The following is an 18,453-nucleotide window of genomic DNA, read 5'->3' as shown; positions in this document are numbered from 1 at the left end:
GTTTAGTTTTTGTAGTTGTATTGGTATTCTTTCAGTGTTACCCCATTCATATCCACTATTTTCTGTAACCTGTTATTAGCGTCATATTTGTAAATTACTCTTATCCCATTAGGCGGGGTGGTTGTCGTCATGCCTATGAGTGGGTCATAGGTGGTGGTGGTGATCTGGAAGTCCTTCAATGCGGTTGTATTTCTAAAATTATCCAGTGCTGTAAGCAGTGCCTGTTCATTGGCTGGGTTTTGAGCATCTGCATTGGAAGCATCTACTATAGCCTGAATATAAGGAGTTATCTGTGTATATGTTGCACCCTCTATTTTGGCAATAGGCTGTGTTTTGTCATACCCATACACAATTGCTGTAGGAATTCCTACGGAAGAGGTGAATTGCAGGAGATTTCCTTTTTCGTCATAGAGATCAAATTTCATTGTTGTTTTTGTCGTTCCGTCACTTAAATTAGTAGCCAGCACCGAAGTAGGTAATGTACTGCCTGCATTGTCATATTTTGTCTGTATTTTAGAAAGTGTTTTACCATCGTTTTTTTCTTCCTGTACAACAGGGACATCCAAAATATGAGCGTTGGAAAGATTATTGTACCCTGCATCAGGATAAGTGTAGAATTGCTCTGTGGTATTTCCGTCCACTACTTTTTTGGTAGACTCTACGCCAAAATTGAAGGCATTAAAATTCGTTTCCGATTTCTCTTCTATACTTTGCCCGTTATCAAAATAGCTGGTGGAGGTAACCGATGATTTTTTCAGCCATGCTGTTTTGGAAGTTAAGGTGTTATTGCTCCAAAGTTGATAATCCTGGGCTCCAGGAATTTCTTCAAACGTATAATTATTCTCTTCTGAAACCAGAAGTTTATTCTGTGCATTATACACTTCTTTTTTGTCCAGTAATCCTCCGCTTGTTAAAGAGTAATAAGGCCAGTAATCCCCATTTTTAGGATAGTCATCAGGGTTTTTATAGTAGTACTTGACATGCCCGTTGCTATTATCACCTTCAGTTATTTTTACATTTTTATATAATGGATAGCTATCTGCATTGGCAACTGATTCTGGAGAGAACAAAACACCTGATGAAGCCTGGCTGTCTGAAAAACTGCTATAATCAAATTTAGTAGTTTTTACAGGGGTAGTTTCTGTTTTGCTGTTATAATAATTAATACTGCCAATCCTTATTCCTGCCCCTGTAACCTTGTTAGGGAACGGCTGAGCAATATGTTCTATTCCAAAGAAATTGGCTAAACCTTTACCTCCCGATCCCGTCACCATTAAAGTGTAATTTCCTGGTGACAGGTCATACTCCCTTACCGCATATTGGGAAGATCCACAGGCATTTCCGTAAATAAACTCGTTACCGTTTTTTATCACATAATCTACATAAGTAGGTGTATTGGAATCCCAATATGGTGGCGCAGGGAATAATTCATCGACTCCAAATACAAGGTATACTTTTTTGGATTGAGTTCCTGAAATGGTAAACGTATAGTTGGTAGTCTGATTAGTATTATAATACAGATCTTTAAATGAAGCCAGGTATTGTACTTCCCCATCAATAAAACTGTTCCCGCTGAGAATAGAATTGACATAATTGGGCTCACTTCTATCCTTATAATATTGGTTAGGCTCAAAGTTATACTCTATGACTCCTCTACTCGGAGTAATTACTCTTTTTAAAATTCCTTGGACAACTTTTGGTGTGAAAGAGGGATATAAATTATCACATAAAGAGCTTGGACTCATTCCAGGAGATGAAGCAGCAGCAGAGTCACCATATTCAAATTCTGTTGTCTGTGAAACAGATCCATTCTTATCCAGCTTTTTTAGTTTTGTTAAGGATCTTTTATATTCAATATTTAATGGATTTCCTGAAGGTGAATAATTATAGCTAAATGAAATATATTCAAAATTATATCCAGAAATCATATGGTTATAATTGTCTTTTAAGCTTATTTTTTGAAGCTGATACGGATCATTCATACTGTCTTCCAGTGCAGAATCATATAAATAATCAAATTCAATTTTTCCAAAGCCAGGAGATGTAATACTTTTTAATTTACAGGTTTGATAGACAATCGTTGTGGAATTATTCTTATATTTGATATCCTTCTGATACGCAAAATTGGCAAGTTCCACATTATTGGCATCTTTAATGTGGGATAAAAAGAAGGCAGATTTATACACTTTTCCACCAGGTGAATAGGCATTTCTTTCCTGATTGCTTCTACTGTAATCATTGAAAAAATATTTTGTACCGTTTGCATCGGTTATGGTGAAAGAATCAAGGATAAGGGTTGCGGTATTGCTGGTTCGGGTATACTCAATCTTCACCTTATTGGAAGAAAGATTAATCAGCTCAAAAGTATTGGTGGTTGGATTCCTGATAAATTTGAATTTTCCAGAAATCCCAGGAAGATTGTAATAATAAATATCATCAAAATTATTTTTAACATAATTACCATTGGTTGTATCATCATACATCTCATCAATATCAAGCGTAATGCTCCTTGAGATAACGCCTCCCGCAAATACCGACCATCCCGTACCTGTTTGACTGGCAGGTTCACTCTGTGAGACATTCATAGGATTGTAAGACAGTCCCACATTTAAGCTCATTCCGCCATTGTAGGTTGGTAATCCTAGCAAAGGAAATGAAATGTCAGGAAGTCCTGTTGCACTAGATACAGGAGTATTGGCATAGGTGGCAAGGGAAGAAACAGAAGGTACAGGTCTTGAGGAATCCCCGAAATTAACCTGTTGTTGCTGGGCATATAACTGCCCCATACCAGCAATAAGAATTGCCAGTGAAATGATTGTTTTTTTCATCGTGTTATTTCTTTATGAGTTTGGCACTAGCCGTTTTATTAGTATCAGTTTTGATAGTCACCAGGTAAGCACCCTGAATAAGTGCCTGTGTATTGATTTTGGTGACTCTGTTTTTGGTTGTAAGGCTCTGAAGCTGTCTTCCTGACATATCATATAACAGGATATCTGCATTTTTGAAGCCCTGTTCTGAGCCTGTCGAAGAATCAAACCCTATTTCTACATAAGCATAATCTGATACTGGGTTCGGATAAATTTTGATATCCTGTCTTTCAATCAGATCATTAACCTGCTTATCTCCCAGCTTTACAATCTTCCAGTTTTCTTTACCCAGTTCTTCAGCGCTCGTGCCTGCAATTACAATCGAGCCGTCTTTATTCAGCTTCAAGTCAGATAACCTTTCCTCTTTTTTTCGGGATTCTCCTGTTATATGTTTTCTCCATGATTCATTCCCTAGCTGATCAATATATAGTAACCAAAACGTCTGTTCATCGGCTTTTATCCTGCCTTCAGACTGCGTATATCCACCTAATAATACGCCTTTAGATAACTTATCGTCCGAAGACTGAATCACGCTCATTCCCATCAGAATATCCCTGTTTCCAAAGCTGTAGGATTTTTGCCACTCTTCATTCCCGTTTTGATCTAAAGCAATAACCCATAAATCTGTGCCCTCCTGAATTCCAACGGTTTTATTGCCTGTTCTTTCTGATCTGGATTCTCCACCGATAATGTAGCCTGTTGCTGTTAACGCAAGGGTTCTGATATGATCATCGCCTTTTCCGCCAAAGTTCTTCTCCCACTGAATTTTTCCGTCTTTTGAGAGTTTTATAATATGGTAATCTCCTTCACCGTAGTTTTCTGTTTTCTTAGTACCACCGATACCACTTCTGGAGTAAATTCCAAGTAGTGCTCCTCCATCTCGTGTAGGAATCATCTTCTCGACTTCATCAATCGCCTTACCACCAAAAATGAGTTGGGAGAGTTCTTTTCCGTCTTTGTCTAATTTAACGATAAGTACATCTTTAGAGCCGTAGCCTTTAGAATCCTGAGCTTGTCGAAGGGTCTGAATATTGCCAGCTACAAAGAATCCCTGGTCAGTTGTTTGAATCACCGATCTGGCTTCTTCATCTGCTGAAGTTCCTATGGTTTTTTGCCATAGCTCGTCTCCAAATTCGTTAATTCTGATGAGCCAAACGTCTGATCCGCCTTTAGAATCGTCCTTTTTATCCAGCCCCTTACTTGAATATGAGGTGCCTGAAATCAAAAATCCTCCGTCCTGAGTGCTGACAGTTGCCGATAAATAATCGTGATTGTTTCCAGAGAAGTATTTTTCCCAGGTTTGGTTTCCCTGCTGGTCAAGTTTAATCAAATGGAAATCATAGCCGTTGTTTTGCTTACTTCCAGCTCTTGGGGGCTGTATAGAGCTTCCTGTAATCAGGTACTGGCCGTCAATAGTTGTAGTTATCTGGCTTAAAAAATCCTGCGAACTGGATTTGATGTCCCGTTGCCAGAGAACTTCCTGAGCTGAAATGCTGAGGGATGTGCATATTATAAATGCACTAAGGTACAGTTTTGTCATCCTTTGTTGTTTAATGTTAATATTAATTTAAAAAATTGCGCAAATATAAATCTTTATTTGTTTTCAAAGATATACAGTCAAAGCGTCAAAACTTGACGTGTTATCTCTGAATTTTCCCAATTATGGGTTTGGGAATGGTGTAATAATAAGTATAGATATTTATAGTATATATAGGTACTATGTTGCAGATTTTTACTTAAAGTGTTGTTTATTAGTTGTTTATGTGGTGAAAAAACCTTGTACACAAAGACACAAGGCTAGTGTTACATCTTGACCAAACTCGTCCAGTTCAGTACAGGAGCTTGTCTGTATTGTATCTCGGTGTCAGAAATCTTTCTGAACTCAAAAAACTCAGTAGTTCCCGAACCATTATGTTTGATAGTAACGTTGTATTGTGTGTTTGTAGTGTTTTCATCGACACTACCTCCGTTTGGAGATACTTTTATGTTCTCTGTCCAGCTGGTTTGTGTTCCGCCCGAACTAATCGAAATTATATCAGAATCAGTAAACTTTAATGTCAACGGAGAGTCTATAGGTGTTCCAAACGGTGCGTATTTCCATGTTCCCTGAATCCACGTTGGCGGGTGAAAATACTGCGTTGTTGCAGGTGGCTGTTGATTGGTTGGGGTGGTGGTGTTATCATCATTGCTATTAGAGCAGTTTACGGTTACTAATGTGAGGGATAGTGCTATCGTAATAGCTTTTAAAGGAAGTTTTTTCATAATTTAATATATTTCAATGTCTGTTTTAAGAATCCAACCTTTGCTTGTTATACCATCAGTATTTGTAAAGGTGGTGTATACAAAATATTGGGTTTCGTTTGATACGAATATTTTTGCTCCGTACAATAAATAAGTGTCTTTTCTGGTGTTCTGATTAGGTGTTTGGTGGAAATAAGCTTTGTGTTGGATTACGATATATTGCTGATATGGGTGTTCTTCCTCATTGCTGGTATTTTGATTTATACCCAGCAAGTTTTCTCTTTTCTTGCTGGCTTCTGCATAACTGTCAAAAGTTTGGATATATCTTTTTTCAACGTTTTTTAGTTCCAGATTAATCATGGCTTTTTGCTGGGCTTCGTCCATGAGTTGGTATTCTTTATCCTTGTCCAGAAATGCATCTGTTTCAAATATTCCTGTTGTCACTATCTTTTGCCCCTCGTGTGAAAAGAAACTATCCCCTTCAAAAACCACAAAAGAGTATCTTTTTTGAATTGTTTCTGGGTCGGGCAGGCTTACAGTCGGTGGGGTGTATTGAATGGCTGTATCAGCTTGTATTGCTTTTGTTGAAGCTTTTTCCTGCACAGTCTTGTTTTCGCAACTCATCCCTAAAACTGGCAGAATCAGAATCAAAACCTTTAGACGGTATCTTTTGAAAAACAGTACGGTAAGTGTGTATGCTAACCAAAATAGCAGGAGATATTTGTAATCGGTAAATACAGATTTTGCATACAACACGCCTTTGTTGGAGTAGCTCTTGAAATCAGAATCATACAGTAGCTCACTGCACATCATTCCGTTTGTGGGGAGGTTAATCCTTGTTCCAAAAGGCGTTGTTTGGTATAATGCACCAACAGGCGTTGTGCGGGTGTCGTATGTTCCGCTAATAACAACCTTGTGTCCGTAATCAATAGTAGGGTTACCTAGATTCGGGATATATGAAAATGTACTGAAATGTTGGACTGCAAAAATCGTTAGAAATGCTAATAAAAAACCTATCAGCACTGATTTAGGTATGTTGCTGTCAACCTGAATAGTTTTCTTTTCCATGCTAGTAATATTCGGCTATTCCATCGTTTGACATTACAATGATTTTTTTGTAATCCTGCGAGATAAACACATAGATGTTCTCTTTAGAATTGGTATTGTAGTAAAGGGATTGTTTAAAAATCTTTCCTGAAATCTCCTTGTAGCCTGATTTTTTTAGCTCGGCTGCCCAATAGGCTTCCTGACCGTTGTTATAAACTGTAAAAAGCTGGGTTGCTCTTCCATCGGTAGATACTTCAAAATAAAACTTGTAATTAGATACTTCGTCTGCAATGGTTTTGTATTGGGTTTGTCCGTAACTGTCCGTGTACTTAATACTTTCTTTTCTGTGTGAGAAATAATAGTTTTGGGAAAAGCATAATGTGCTTAGCAGTACCAGTACTCCTGATAATAAAAGTTTTTTCATTGTGATGTTGTATCACTCCGAGCCTAAAAGTGTAATTCATTGAGGGGGTATAATAGAAAAAGGACGCAGGCTCTAATACTTATTTACCAATAGAGGCTCTGGTAAGCCTTGTGATGCAAATAAGAGAAACCCACGTCCCGTATAATATGGACGTGAGCGTTCAACTTATCATTCTGCATCACTTTTGAATTTACCAGATTCCTATTGGCAGAATAATTATTAACGCTTTTTCGTTTTCGATAAAATTTAGGTGCTAATATAAGAATTTTTGTAATTATGTGACAGTTTGTTTTTTTGCGTGGAAATGTAACGGTGAGTGCATCGGCACATAAAAAAAGAGACTCTTATCAAAGTCTCTTCTATCTCTATATTTTCAGATAAACCTTATAATTTTAGAAAAAGTTACTGAAGCTGAACATGTTATAGGCAGTTATTATTTACCACAATAAGCACACGTATTTGTCATCAATGGACCTAAACTTTTGTTTAAGGATTCATTTATAGTTCTTTTTTCTTGAAAATCTTTCTTTTCGTAATTTTCAATAAATTCTCGAACTTCTTTTCTTTGATTATAGTCAAGTTCTGAATAGACTTTCAATAGTCTTTTTACTTTTTCATCCATGGAATAAAATTTTATGTATTAAACTTCTTTCAAATTTACCACAAACCTCACAATCGGTCGATGAGATTGATAATGGAACTTTATTGCATCCTACACATTGTCTTTGGAATTCTCTTAATGCATATCGCATACCTTTTCGAAGCTCTCTCTCTTTAAGGCTATACTTTGCATCATTATCAGCTCTTGAACTCATTTTAGTTTCTAAAATTTCAAAAGTTCTTGAAAATTCTTCAAAACTATTCGGAGGATTTTTACCTAATTTTTTAAAATTATCCGAGAGCGAATTATAATCATTAACAGCTTCTAATGAATATGATAGATTATCATTCCAATTATTTACCAAAGCAAATGCTGAAATAATTAGTTGTATAATTGACAAAGGAATTGAAATAGCAATAGTGTTTTTTAATATTTCTGAATTAAAACCATATCCAGAAGCAGTTGCGCCAATTGTCAATGGGACAACTATTCCTAAAATAGCTAAAAATCTATTCCAATTACTGTAAAACTGTGCTCTTTTGCTAAAAATATAACTTTTTCCAAATGTTTGAATTGAATTATCCCAAGAGTCGACTCTCAATTGTTCTTCAGGTGTCATTTTTGTACGGTTTTCAAAAAATTATCTAAAACTTTCTAATTTACGCATTGTGCCAATAATAACAATAGATATTGCTTCAATTTTTAAATTTTTATGAATTAACGTTCTTAATAGTTTGATTTTCAGTGATAACGTATGAGATGTTTTTGTGCTTTTTTGTATGGGCACATATTTATACTATTTTTCTTTAAAATGCATTAATGGAAATTATGTCACATCTGTGCTGTGTGAAACTAAGAACATAATAACATCTACAATAGTGTTATAATAATTTACAATATAATTTGAAATTTCTTATGTTGGTCATGCATTTGTTTTTTTTGTTGTATTCAAATGTATGATATTTTTTTTAATTTTATGACAGTTTGTATTTTTTGCGTGGAAAAATAACGGTGAGTGCAGGGGGATAATTATGCTGTCTGCTGAAATCCTGGAATCAACATGTGTGCTTTTAACATGAAGATTTTGTATAAATTCTGCACCACAGTCGGGCAGAAAGTAAAAAATACCCATTATAATACTATTATAAAGCTACTTACTTATAGGGTATGATTATATTGGGTTCAAAAAAAGATTTGTTTTTACGATTCAGTTTTTCAGTTTTTCATGGCACAATCCGAAAAAATGAATTTCTGAACCCTGATTTAAACATTTTTTTTCAATGAGACTTTAATTTAGAAATGTATTACGTGCTATGAGCGAACGTTCTCATACAAGTATGTAAAGGTGTCAAATTTCGATTATCTCTGTTTTGTAGCGTAATACCATCTAAAAATATAAAAACGGCTAAAAACAGTATTATTTGCATTTGTTGGGCATGCATTCCTGTATAACCCTGCGAAATCTGCTATCGCCCTGATAGAAGGTGTTTACAGAGTTTCTACTAACATATAATGATGCAGTATGCAGGTATGCGGTCTCTATATGCAGGTGGTAGGTAGTTAGTAGTAGGTAGCTGGAAGCAGTAGTTATTCGGGCTGCTTTTTTAGGGTGCAGAATCTTTTTGATGATAGGCGGCGGTACGGTGGCGTGCAGTAGTTTTTTTCCGTAACACTATCTTTAAAGCTTACACTTTAATAGGTATACACTGTGGCGGAATTTATCTATATAAAAATAGGGTCCCAGGTCACAATAGATTTGATGATACTTTTGTTTAGAATATCTATATTACCTCGAATCATTTATCTTTTTGTGAAAAAACTGCCTTACTCTATATGCTTATATTATAAGGCAGCAAGTAATTAAAAATCTCGCTTACAAAAAAACGATATCCTTCAAATGGGAAGGTAACCCATTCTTTTCCATAATTTGTAGTGCAAAATTAATCATTTAGTTTTTGAATTTAAAACAAAATAAGAAGTAATTGGTTGTGTATGTTGTGATTATTTCAGGTTGTCTTGTGTGTAATTATTAATAAATAGCTGTTTTAAATAACATATTTACAATGTGTGATTAGGGTGTTTTGTTGCTACATAAAGGTTATAAATTGATAGGTGGCCGTTGGAAAAGCTTTCCGATGAAGATATTTACATTGTGACAATTGGCTGTAGTTCATCTCTTGATACAGGAGTTTTACAAATATATATCTGTCTTTACCCCAAAAATAAAAAGCCCCTCATTCATTGAGGGGTACACATACTACTAAGCTGAAAAAAATTATTTTCTTTACTGTAAAAGTAAGTTAATATTGTGTTATTTGTAAATAAAATGATATAAAAATTACAATGCTACATGTTTTGACCGATATCTACCTGATAATACTTAGTAAAAGACCTGTAATATTGATTGTATTTAAAACGTTATTTTAAAGAAGCTCATAGACAGTTTGTACATTTTGTAGCGGGGTGTAGAGAAAAAGATTTTTTGCTTTTGAAGCTTGCTTTTATATCTCAATATTACCCTAAAAGTAGAGAATCTGCACATATCACATTCTACTATTCTGAACTATGTTCCGTGTGTAAGCTTATGACTGTAAAAAAAAGTTTTGTTTTACGATTCAGTTTTTCAGTGTGGTATGAAGAACTGAATTTCTGAAGTCTGATTTAAACATTTTTTTTTCACACTGTTATAGCTTTCTGGGTGTGGTAAATAATCTTTACAGTTTTGGCGAGGTGTAGAAAAGTAGATTTTTTGGAAGTGTAATTTTGTCAATATATATCTACCTATTTACCCCAAACCGAACTACACAATCTTACTCATAATCTCTGTAAACTACTATAAACAGTGGTGTTTTGAGAGTTTCTGCAACATTATACCTATATATACTAATATTTATCTACTAATTTATCATCTTTAATCCTTCAAATCTTACCCATCGGGAAACTAAGGTAAATGGTTTGTGGTGTTCTGGGTGGATAGTTGTTTGTATGCGGGCTTCTGGGAGAAACTGTCTAATACTTGGGTTTCTATTTACACTACCCCGTCAAATTTGCTTTAAAAACATACCCCCTATACTCAAGTTCAAAATTTTTGTACGTGTCGGGACACAACTCACTATACACTCAAGTGGTACGGGTCGAGAGCTTTTTTTTGCCTGCCCCCTGCCAAAGTGTTTAGGTTTTTCTGACAGTTGTTTGTGTGGTTCTGTGCTCGGAGTGGTTAAAAAGTATTGATATTTTTGTTAAAAACTGCCTGAAACCCTTGTGGTTATCGTGTTTTTTACGTATCTTTACTCTGTACTTTTCTACTAAGAACAGCCTTGTGTCTACGGAGACAAGGTTTGATATATAACAAAAAATGCCTTGAAGCGATGGCACGCAACAAGGCTACATCAATAAATTTTAACTATTCTAAAATTATCGACATGACAAATTTACAAAATTGTCTGGATACAGCAAGTATCTATGTTTCTACGTACGCAAAGTACAACAATGCAAGCCTGTATGGCAAATGGCTTAACCTCGGAGATTATTCAGACTATGACGAGCTACTTACGGCTATGTATGAACTTCACTGTGATGAACAAGACCCTGAATTCATGCTACAAGACCATGAGGGTTGCGAACTGTTTGAAAAACTAGGGCTGATTAGTGAGTGTCATTTATCCAAAGATATCTATGACATTGCCTATCAGATAGATAGTTCGGGATATGATACAGAAGTATTTGAAGCCTGTTTGGATATCCTAGGTAGGTTAGACTTCCAGAGCCTGTATGAGTACGTCAATAACTTTTATTACGGCGAGTTCGGAAGTGATGAAGATTTTGTACAATGGCTTTACGAAGATGATACGTTTAATATTCCTAATTGGGTAGTGATTGATTGGGAAGCAACCGCAAGAAACATAATGTATGATTATTTCGAGTCTAACGGACATTACTTCCGCAGTTAAAATACAATCAGATTCAAATAGATTCAACAGAGTTCACTTCGAGCGTTTTTTATCAAAAGTGTGACTAAAAAGGTGACTAAACGTCAAAAAGTGACCAAAAATAAAATGCAACTTGCTGTAATTTAGCTAGTTGCATTTTTTTATATTGTAGACCCACAGGGATTCGAACCCCGACTGACGGTACCAAAAACCGGAGTGCTACCGTTACACTATAGGTCTCTTTCGATGTTGCGAAATTATAGAATTTATTTTAAATATGAAAATCAAAACTAAAGATTAATTAACATAATAGTGGGGTAAACTGCTTTACTTATTGATACCCAAATAATTATTTTTCAATAAAAATTTTCAAAAAAAATACGTTTACCCGGAAATAGTAGAGTTACGGATACAGCATGCTTAGTTTTAATAAAAATAACTATTGTAAATTTTCCCATGAATAAAGGCTTCTAGCCCTCTTTTTCCCGCTTCTTTACCTAAAACTGCATTTAAATAATAAAACCCTATCTTTGCAAAAAATTGGGCTCCAAAAGTTGGAGTAACCCATTAATAACATATCCTTGGGCAAAGCAAAAGGATTATTAAACATTTTTTATGTCAAATATTGTCGCAATCGTTGGGCGTCCCAACGTAGGAAAATCCACGCTTTTTAATCGTTTATTAGAAAGAAGAGAAGCTATTGTAGATTCTACAGCTGGTGTTACCAGAGACCGTCACTACGGAAAATCCGACTGGAATGGAGTAGACTTTACTGTAATTGATACAGGAGGTTATGATGTAGGTACAGATGATATCTTTGAAGAAGAAATCCGTAAACAGGTACAATTAGCAGTGGACGAGGCAACTTCCATTATTTTTATGATGAATGTGGAAGAAGGGCTTACCGATACAGATTACGAAATCTACAGACTTCTTAGAAGGTCCAATAAACCAATTTATATCGTTATTAATAAAGTAGATTCCTCAAAAGAAGAACTTCCGGCAACAGAATTCTATCAGTTAGGAATAGACAAGTATTATACACTTTCTTCAGCTACAGGTTCAGGAACAGGAGATTTGTTAGATGATATCGTAAAAGATTTCCCTACTACAGAATACAAAGATCCTTTTGAAGGACTTCCAAAAATTACTATTGCTGGTCGTCCAAACGTAGGAAAATCTACAATGACCAATGCTTTGCTGGATGTTGAAAGAAATATTGTAACAGATATTGCAGGAACTACAAGAGACAGTATCCAGACTTTATATAACAAATTCGGACACGAGTTTGTATTGGTGGATACAGCAGGGATGAGAAGAAAATCTAAGGTAAACGAAGACCTTGAATTCTATTCTGTAATGAGATCTATCCGTTCTATCGAATATTCTGACGTAGTTATTATCATGGTGGATGCCACACAGGGATGGGAATCTCAGGACATGAATATCTTCGGATTAGCTCAGAAAAATAGAAAAGGAATTGTAATTCTTGTCAATAAATGGGATTTGATCGAAGACAAGCAGACTAATACAATTCGTGATTTCGAAAAATCAATCAAAGATAAAATTGGTCAGTTTCAGGATATTCCAATCTTATTTGTTTCAGCTTTAACAAAGCAGAGAATCTTAAAAGCTGTAGAAGTAGCCATGGAGGTTTATGAAGACCGTAAGAAGAAAATTAAAACTTCAAAACTGAATGAAGTAATGCTTCCGATTTTCGAAAGTATGCCACCACCGGCATTGAAAGGGAAATATATTAAAATCAAATATTGTGTTCAGCTTCCTACGCCGTCACCACAGTTTGTATTTTTCTGTAATCTTCCACAATATGTGAAAGAACCTTATAAGAGATTTACTGAAAATCAGTTGAGAAAACAATTCGGATTTACCGGAGTTCCAATTGAGGTGTATTTCAGACAAAAATAATAAGAACAAGTGTTCAAAAAGAGTCCGGCAAGCGAAGCTTGCCGGACTCTTTTATTTTAATCTACAACCATTTTTCATAAACCAATCTTACAGGCTGATATCCCTGGGAAGACAACCAGCGTTGCATAGTGTCATTAGAACAGAGTGTATAACGGTAGATTTTTCTGATTTTATAGTCTGTATAGGCTTCTTCAAAAGCTTTGTTGAGAGCAGAGTAGATTCCCTGCTTTCTGAACTCTTTTTTCACATACCCTTCGGAAACATACAGATCATCTCCTTCTCCTGATTCAAAATTACTGTCATCCCTTTCATCAATATACCCGAAAAGAAAACCTATTGCTTTCCCGTCAATTTCTGCGATGAGAAAAGTGCCGTCATTTTCTTCCTCACATTCGGTCATAAAGCGGAGGTAATTTTCTCTGATCTTGTTCCAGTCAGCAGTTTTGTTATTCATTTCTTTTTCCGAAATATGAAGCTCTCCTACCAATTCATCTACGATAGGGAGATTTTCCGTAATTTTTATTTTTCTGATGGAATAATTCATAATGATATTTTTTTTAATGGGCTGGAAGAGAGAGGTTGGGAGGTTATCCTGTGGCAAATATTATACCCTGTTGCTTTAAAATAAAAGCTCGATAAAAAGATATTAATCCCTGTTATTTGCTTTCACTACCTCCATCCTCCATCTCCCCGCATAATTACTTTCCTCTCAATGGGCTTCCGTGCCATGATGTATTATCGGAAAGCACTTCACCTTTCATTACAAGAGAAAGCGGATCAATATTAACATTGTTTCCAATTTCACTGTCATATAAAATAATCGTTCTTGAATTGATTGTAGTCTGGCTTCCCATTTTTACACTTCCAATTTTCATAATTCTGTCTTCAAAAAGATGGGTTTGAGGGCCGCAGTCTTCATTCAGCATAGTCTCATCTCCAATGGTTACCATGTCAAATTCTGTAATGTCAGTTGTATTCAGCCAGACTCTTTTTCCGATTTTTACACCTAAAAATCTCATAAAGAATGGCAACCAGAATGTTCCCCGTAAAAAATCAAGGAAAAACTGTACAGGAAGTGCTTCATAAATAGTAGTGATTCCTTCACTTAGCCACACTTTCATACTGTACATTGGCATTTCGGTCTTTTTATATTTTCCAACAAATAACCATTTCAATATTACAGTGAAGAAAAATGAAGGTAAGGCAACAATTCCCAAATAATAAAACGGAGCCAGTAAAACCAGATAATGAATATTCCCTTCCAGGTAAGTGCTGGTGTATGCAATAAATAATACACTGCAGATGATGATCACCGTTTGTGGAAGAATAATTCTGATTCCTTCTACGATAGCTCTTGCAAGCTTAAGTTTGAATGGTGGATTGTAAGTAAGATTATCCTGAAAAACATCAGATTTTTGTCTTGAAGGCAATCCAATCGGAGGAGATCCGAACCAGTCTTTTTCAGTAGAATTTTTCAGTTGCTCTTCCGAAGGTGCTTTACTCAATACACCAATCAACATATCATTTCCAAGCTCATATCCCTGAGGTATCAGCCCGCTGTTTCCTACAAAACTGTTGTTTCCGATTGTGGTTTTAGATAAAATTAATTTTTCATTTCTTACATCATGTTCCCCCAGAATTACCGCATCAGCAATAAACGAACCTTCACCAATTTCCAAAAGATGATGAGAAACATCACTTGCAGTCGATATTTCTGAATTTTTTCCCACTTTCGCTCCCATCATTCTGTAAAATTTACTGATATAAATGGAGGCAAAAAGTGGATGTACAATGATCAGAGAAAGATTGAAGATCTGGTCTTTTATCCATTTTTTATAATACATAAAACTGTATACCGGATAAATACCCGGTTTCATATTGTACTGTAAAATACGGGTCAGTACACTTACCACTCCAATAAATAATAAAATATATACGGTAGAAAGTATCGGAGCCTGCCATAAATAATAAAAATTATAATCAGCGGAGCGGTCATCCAGATAATATAAGGTGTAAAGTGTAGGGGCTAAAGGCAAAACAATAAGAAGAGGAAAGAAAAACAGCGAACATGCATACAATAATGCAAAACGGTTTCTTTTTCCTGCTGAAGCCAGTTGTGGTTCTTCAATTTCTTCTCCGGATTTTACTCTTATCTTTTCCGCTGGGCTGCCATTCCATACTTCTCCAAATCCAATTCTTCCTCCTTCATTCAGACAGCTTAAATCCTGAAGCTCCCCAAATTGATCAATCTCAGTATCTCCACATACAATAACAGAAGACCCCAGATAGGCATGAGCTTTAATATGCACTTTTCTGATTCTTAGAATTCCGTTTTCAACAGAAGCGTTATCTATACTACAGCCGGAACTGGTGTTCACATTTTCATCAATGGTCACAAGATCTTCTGCTGCAATGGGTAATAAGCTCAGCTGTGCACTTGGGTGTACTTTTACTCCCAGTAATTTTAGATATTTAGGATATAAAGGGGTTTCTACAATGAATTCTGAAGGCATCAGTCTTTTAATGGTTTTCCACAGCCACCATCGGAAATAATACCATCCCCAAAGAGGATAATCTCCCTCTTTTATTTTTCCAATCACCAGCCATTTTGTTAGAACGATAATGATAGAATACACTGGCGGAATCAATGTATACAATAAAACGGCACTCAACAGGGCATAATGTAGTCCATACCCATTAATCTGAAAATAATAATAGCTTAAATAAGGGAAAAAGATCTGAATACTCAATAAAGCAAATACAACCAGCAAACTTATTGTCTGAGCAATATTACAGGCAATATACTGGCAAGTTGAAACCCTTTGAAAAGGTTCCTGATGAGCTGCTGTCTGAGCATGTTTATTTTTGAGACATTCGGAATATTTTGATAAAGGACGGTTTTCATAAATTTCCTTTAAGGAAGCGGTAGGAATTCCGGCTTTTTGACGAAGGTGGGAAACCAATGTAGCTGCCAACAGAGAATGTCCGCCAAGATCCGTGAAAAAATCCTGGTTTAAGTTAATTTCTTTTCCCGGAAATACCCATTTCAGGGTTTGAAGAAGTCTTTCCTCAACGGAAGCTTCATGATCAATTTTAATCTCTTCTTTTTTATGATGGCTAATGAAACTTTCAGGAACAGGAAGTCGTTTTCTGTCGATTTTACCACTAGGCATCCTTGGCATCTCTTTCAGCAGAACAATAGAAATAGGAACCATATAAGGAGCCAGAAATTTTGCCAGTTCCTTCCGCATTTCATTCTCATCAAAAGAAGATTCATTATTCATTACAACATATCCTACGAGCTGCCCCTGTTCGTTGGAATCTTCCTTTACAGAAACTGCTGCTGCAGAAACATCATGAAGCTGATTCAACCTCGATTCTATTTCTCCAAGCTCAATTCTGTAGCCGCGTAATTTAATCTGATCATCTATTCTTCCCTGAAACTCAATAAAGCCATCCTCCCGGATAATAACCGCATCTCCGGTTTTGTAAATTCTGTCTCCCGGAAGATCTTCCGGGAAGGGATTTTGTAAAAACTTCTGTTCAGTAAGCTCAGGAAGATTAAAATATCCATTGCTGACTCCTGGGCCGGAAATAACCATTTCACCACGTTCTCCTCTCGGAACAATATTCATGTTTTCATCAATCACGGCAACGTGATAGTTGGGAAGAGGAGGTCCTATTGTAAGCTCTTGCTGGCTATTCAGCTGAGCCATATTGGAAGAAACGGTGGTTTCTGTAGGTCCATAGCTGTTGATAAATATTCTGTAAGGTTTTGCCCATTTTTCCTGTACCTGTTTTGTACATGCTTCACCCCCTGTATTAATAAGGCGGATAGCGGGAACTTCATCAATGATGGCTAAAATACTTGGAACTGCATGAAGTACCGTAATAGTATTTTTCGTTAAAACATCACTTAGCTCATCTATTGCTTTTACAGTGGTTGCATCCGCAATCCATATAGTGGCTCCCGAAAAGAGGCTGATCCATACTTCTTCACACCACATGTCAAAAGACACCGAAAATCCCTGATAAACAACGTCTGTATCCTTTATTCCTATAAAATCCTGCTCAGAACGGATCAGATGGCAGATATTTCGATGGGAAATAGGTATCCCTTTAGGATTTCCTGTACTTCCGGAAGTGAATAATACATAAGCCCAATTGTCAGGCGTATAATCTACCATAGGCAAAGAAACATATTGCTGTGGCTGTGACACAATTTCCAAAGGCTGGCAGTGAATATGAGCATTTGTGTCCGAGAAATAAGTTTTCACATTAATGTCTGTAAACACCTTTTTGATCCTGTCTTCAGGCATCTCGCGGTCTAATGGAATATATGCTGCACCTGCTTTCAAAATTCCGAGTATAGCTACAGGGAGCTCCAGACTTCTGGTGTACCATACCCCTATACGATCACCAGGTTGTACTCCATGATCCTGCAATTGAAGAGCTATAGCATTACTCCAGCTGTCCAGTTCAGCATACGATATCTTTTTATCTTTAAATATAAAGGCTGTTTTATCTTTATATTTTTCAAAGGTGGGAACCAATAATTCAGGCAGAGTTTCTTCTTTGATTAAGTCCGGGCTGATTTTTCCTATAATAAGGCTTTTCATCATTAAAAAATTACAAATAATGCGTTGGGAATATTTTTATAAATATACTTTATTTCTCCACAAGCCGGATCTTTCAATTCGTTTTTTAGTTGTAATTTTGCAGGAATTAATATCAATTAACTGAAATTAAAAAAAAATAAAATTTTCATGCTTACTATTTTATCGCAAAACTTTTCTCTTGTTAATGAATGGATCAACGAACTTAGAAACGTTGACATTCAGCATGACCGCATGAGATTCAGAAGAAATATGGAAAGAATCGGAGAGATTGCCGCTTTTGAAATCAGTAAAGGACTGGAGTACAGAGAAGTTGAAATTCAAACTCCTTTAGATACAATAAAAAGCAGAGAAATTGCTGTACAGCCTGTTATTACCACTATTCTAAGAGCCGGAGTTCCGTTGTTTGAAGGGATTCTGAATTATCTTGACAGAGCAGACTGCGGTTTTGTGGCAGCTTACAGAAAACATGATGCCAACGATTATTTCTCCATCAAACAGGATTATCTTACTTGCCCAAGTATTGAAGGCAGACCTCTTATCGTGGCAGATCCCATGCTGGCAACAGGTGCTTCCCTTATTGAAGCTATCAAAGATTTGCTGACCAACGGGAATCCAACCCAGCTTCATATTGTAGCAGCCATTGCATCAAAGCAAGGTGTGGAAACAGTTCAAAATGCTTATCCGGAAGCTCACATTTGGGTAGGAGCAATTGATGAACATTTAACTTCAAAAGGATATATCACTCCTGGATTAGGAGATGCCGGAGACCTTAGCTACGGAGAAAAACTTCAGAGATAAT

Annotated in this window: 12 protein-coding genes and 1 tRNA gene; 3 read left to right on the top strand and 10 right to left on the bottom strand. The window is 36.1% G+C overall.

Annotated elements, in window-relative coordinates; genetic code table 11:
• Positions 1–2: 2 nt before the first annotated feature.
• The 7 genes from CLU97_RS16380 to CLU97_RS16345 form a co-directional block, all read right to left on the bottom strand.
• Positions 3–2,828: a hypothetical protein gene (locus tag CLU97_RS16380; protein WP_121488877.1), complete on the bottom strand. Its 2,826-nt coding sequence runs from the start codon at positions 2,826–2,828 to the stop codon at positions 3–5.
• 4 nt (positions 2,829–2,832) lie between these two features.
• Positions 2,833–4,407 carry a T9SS type A sorting domain-containing protein gene (locus tag CLU97_RS16375; protein ID WP_121488876.1) on the bottom strand — a complete coding sequence of 525 codons (1,575 nt, stop codon included), beginning with the start codon at positions 4,405–4,407 and terminating at the stop codon, positions 2,833–2,835.
• Between the two features lie 263 nt (positions 4,408–4,670).
• Positions 4,671–5,129 (bottom strand): hypothetical protein, encoded by a 459-nt coding sequence (locus tag CLU97_RS16370; protein WP_121488875.1) that lies wholly within the window; start codon positions 5,127–5,129, stop codon positions 4,671–4,673.
• A gap of 3 nt (positions 5,130–5,132) precedes the next feature.
• The gene (locus CLU97_RS24075) at positions 5,133–6,176 is read right to left on the bottom strand and encodes a hypothetical protein (RefSeq protein WP_228437751.1); all 1,044 of its coding nucleotides are present in this window, start codon (positions 6,174–6,176) and stop codon (positions 5,133–5,135) included.
• Position 6,177: 1 nt separating this feature from the next.
• Entirely contained in the window at positions 6,178–6,579 is a 402-nt protein-coding gene (locus CLU97_RS16355; RefSeq protein WP_121488874.1) for a hypothetical protein, read from the bottom strand.
• A gap of 433 nt (positions 6,580–7,012) precedes the next feature.
• Positions 7,013–7,201, bottom strand: a complete 189-nt coding sequence (locus tag CLU97_RS16350; protein WP_121488873.1) for a hypothetical protein — start codon at positions 7,199–7,201, stop codon at positions 7,013–7,015.
• Positions 7,194–7,799 (bottom strand): mobilome CxxCx(11)CxxC protein, encoded by a 606-nt coding sequence (locus CLU97_RS16345; RefSeq protein WP_121488872.1) that lies wholly within the window; start codon positions 7,797–7,799, stop codon positions 7,194–7,196. The genes CLU97_RS16350 and CLU97_RS16345 overlap by 8 nt, the downstream gene beginning before the upstream one ends.
• Before the next feature lie 2,749 nt (positions 7,800–10,548).
• On the opposite strand from CLU97_RS16345, the gene CLU97_RS16335 reads away from it, so the two are divergent.
• The gene (locus CLU97_RS16335) at positions 10,549–11,130 is read left to right on the top strand and encodes an antirestriction protein ArdA (protein ID WP_317125989.1); all 582 of its coding nucleotides are present in this window, start codon (positions 10,549–10,551) and stop codon (positions 11,128–11,130) included.
• A gap of 148 nt (positions 11,131–11,278) precedes the next feature.
• On the opposite strand, the gene CLU97_RS16330 is transcribed toward CLU97_RS16335, so the two are convergent.
• Positions 11,279–11,349 (bottom strand) — tRNA-Gln (locus tag CLU97_RS16330).
• Between the two features lie 375 nt (positions 11,350–11,724).
• On the opposite strand from CLU97_RS16330, the gene der reads away from it, so the two are divergent.
• Positions 11,725–13,035: a ribosome biogenesis GTPase Der gene (der, locus tag CLU97_RS16325; protein ID WP_121488870.1), complete on the top strand. Its 1,311-nt coding sequence runs from the start codon at positions 11,725–11,727 to the stop codon at positions 13,033–13,035.
• A 61-nt stretch (positions 13,036–13,096) separates the two neighbouring features.
• Here the strand turns inward: der and CLU97_RS16320 are convergent, their stop codons facing one another.
• Together CLU97_RS16320 and CLU97_RS16315 are read right to left on the bottom strand one after the other, a co-directional pair.
• Complete coding sequence (locus tag CLU97_RS16320; protein ID WP_147436499.1) at positions 13,097–13,579, bottom strand: GNAT family N-acetyltransferase; 483 nt, start codon at positions 13,577–13,579, stop codon at positions 13,097–13,099.
• Between the two features lie 154 nt (positions 13,580–13,733).
• On the bottom strand, positions 13,734–17,657 hold the full coding sequence (locus tag CLU97_RS16315; RefSeq protein ID WP_121488868.1) for a Pls/PosA family non-ribosomal peptide synthetase: 3,924 nt from the start codon (positions 17,655–17,657) through the stop codon (positions 13,734–13,736).
• Positions 17,658–17,801: 144 nt separating this feature from the next.
• On the opposite strand from CLU97_RS16315, the gene upp reads away from it, so the two are divergent.
• A complete protein-coding gene (gene upp / locus CLU97_RS16310; protein ID WP_121488867.1) occupies positions 17,802–18,452 on the top strand; it encodes a uracil phosphoribosyltransferase in 651 nt (216 codons plus the stop codon).
• Position 18,453 lies beyond the last annotated feature (1 nt).

This window comes from Chryseobacterium sp. 7, from assembly GCF_003663845.1.
Lineage (GTDB): Bacteria > Bacteroidota > Bacteroidia > Flavobacteriales > Weeksellaceae > Chryseobacterium.
The sequence above is the reverse complement of the archived record's forward strand: the minus strand, read 5'-3'. Positions and strand labels throughout refer to the sequence as shown.

Excerpts from the sequence above, each read along its gene's own strand:
- CLU97_RS16375 (WP_121488876.1), bottom strand. The coding sequence starts at position 4,407 with ATGACAAAACTGTACCTTAGTGCATTTATAATATGCACATCCCTCAGC.
- CLU97_RS16370 (WP_121488875.1), bottom strand. The coding sequence starts at position 5,129 with ATGAAAAAACTTCCTTTAAAAGCTATTACGATAGCACTATCCCTCACA.
- CLU97_RS16320 (WP_147436499.1), bottom strand. The coding sequence starts at position 13,579 with ATGAATTATTCCATCAGAAAAATAAAAATTACGGAAAATCTCCCTATC.
- CLU97_RS24075 (WP_228437751.1), bottom strand. The coding sequence starts at position 6,176 with ATGGAAAAGAAAACTATTCAGGTTGACAGCAACATACCTAAATCAGTG.
- CLU97_RS16335 (WP_317125989.1), top strand. The coding sequence starts at position 10,549 with ATGGCACGCAACAAGGCTACATCAATAAATTTTAACTATTCTAAAATT.
- CLU97_RS16345 (WP_121488872.1), bottom strand. The coding sequence starts at position 7,799 with ATGACACCTGAAGAACAATTGAGAGTCGACTCTTGGGATAATTCAATT.
- CLU97_RS16350 (WP_121488873.1), bottom strand. The coding sequence starts at position 7,201 with ATGGATGAAAAAGTAAAAAGACTATTGAAAGTCTATTCAGAACTTGAC.
- upp (WP_121488867.1), top strand. The coding sequence starts at position 17,802 with ATGCTTACTATTTTATCGCAAAACTTTTCTCTTGTTAATGAATGGATC.
- der (WP_121488870.1), top strand. The coding sequence starts at position 11,725 with ATGTCAAATATTGTCGCAATCGTTGGGCGTCCCAACGTAGGAAAATCC.
- CLU97_RS16355 (WP_121488874.1), bottom strand. The coding sequence starts at position 6,579 with ATGAAAAAACTTTTATTATCAGGAGTACTGGTACTGCTAAGCACATTA.
- CLU97_RS16380 (WP_121488877.1), bottom strand. The coding sequence starts at position 2,828 with ATGAAAAAAACAATCATTTCACTGGCAATTCTTATTGCTGGTATGGGG.
- CLU97_RS16315 (WP_121488868.1), bottom strand. The coding sequence starts at position 17,657 with ATGATGAAAAGCCTTATTATAGGAAAAATCAGCCCGGACTTAATCAAA.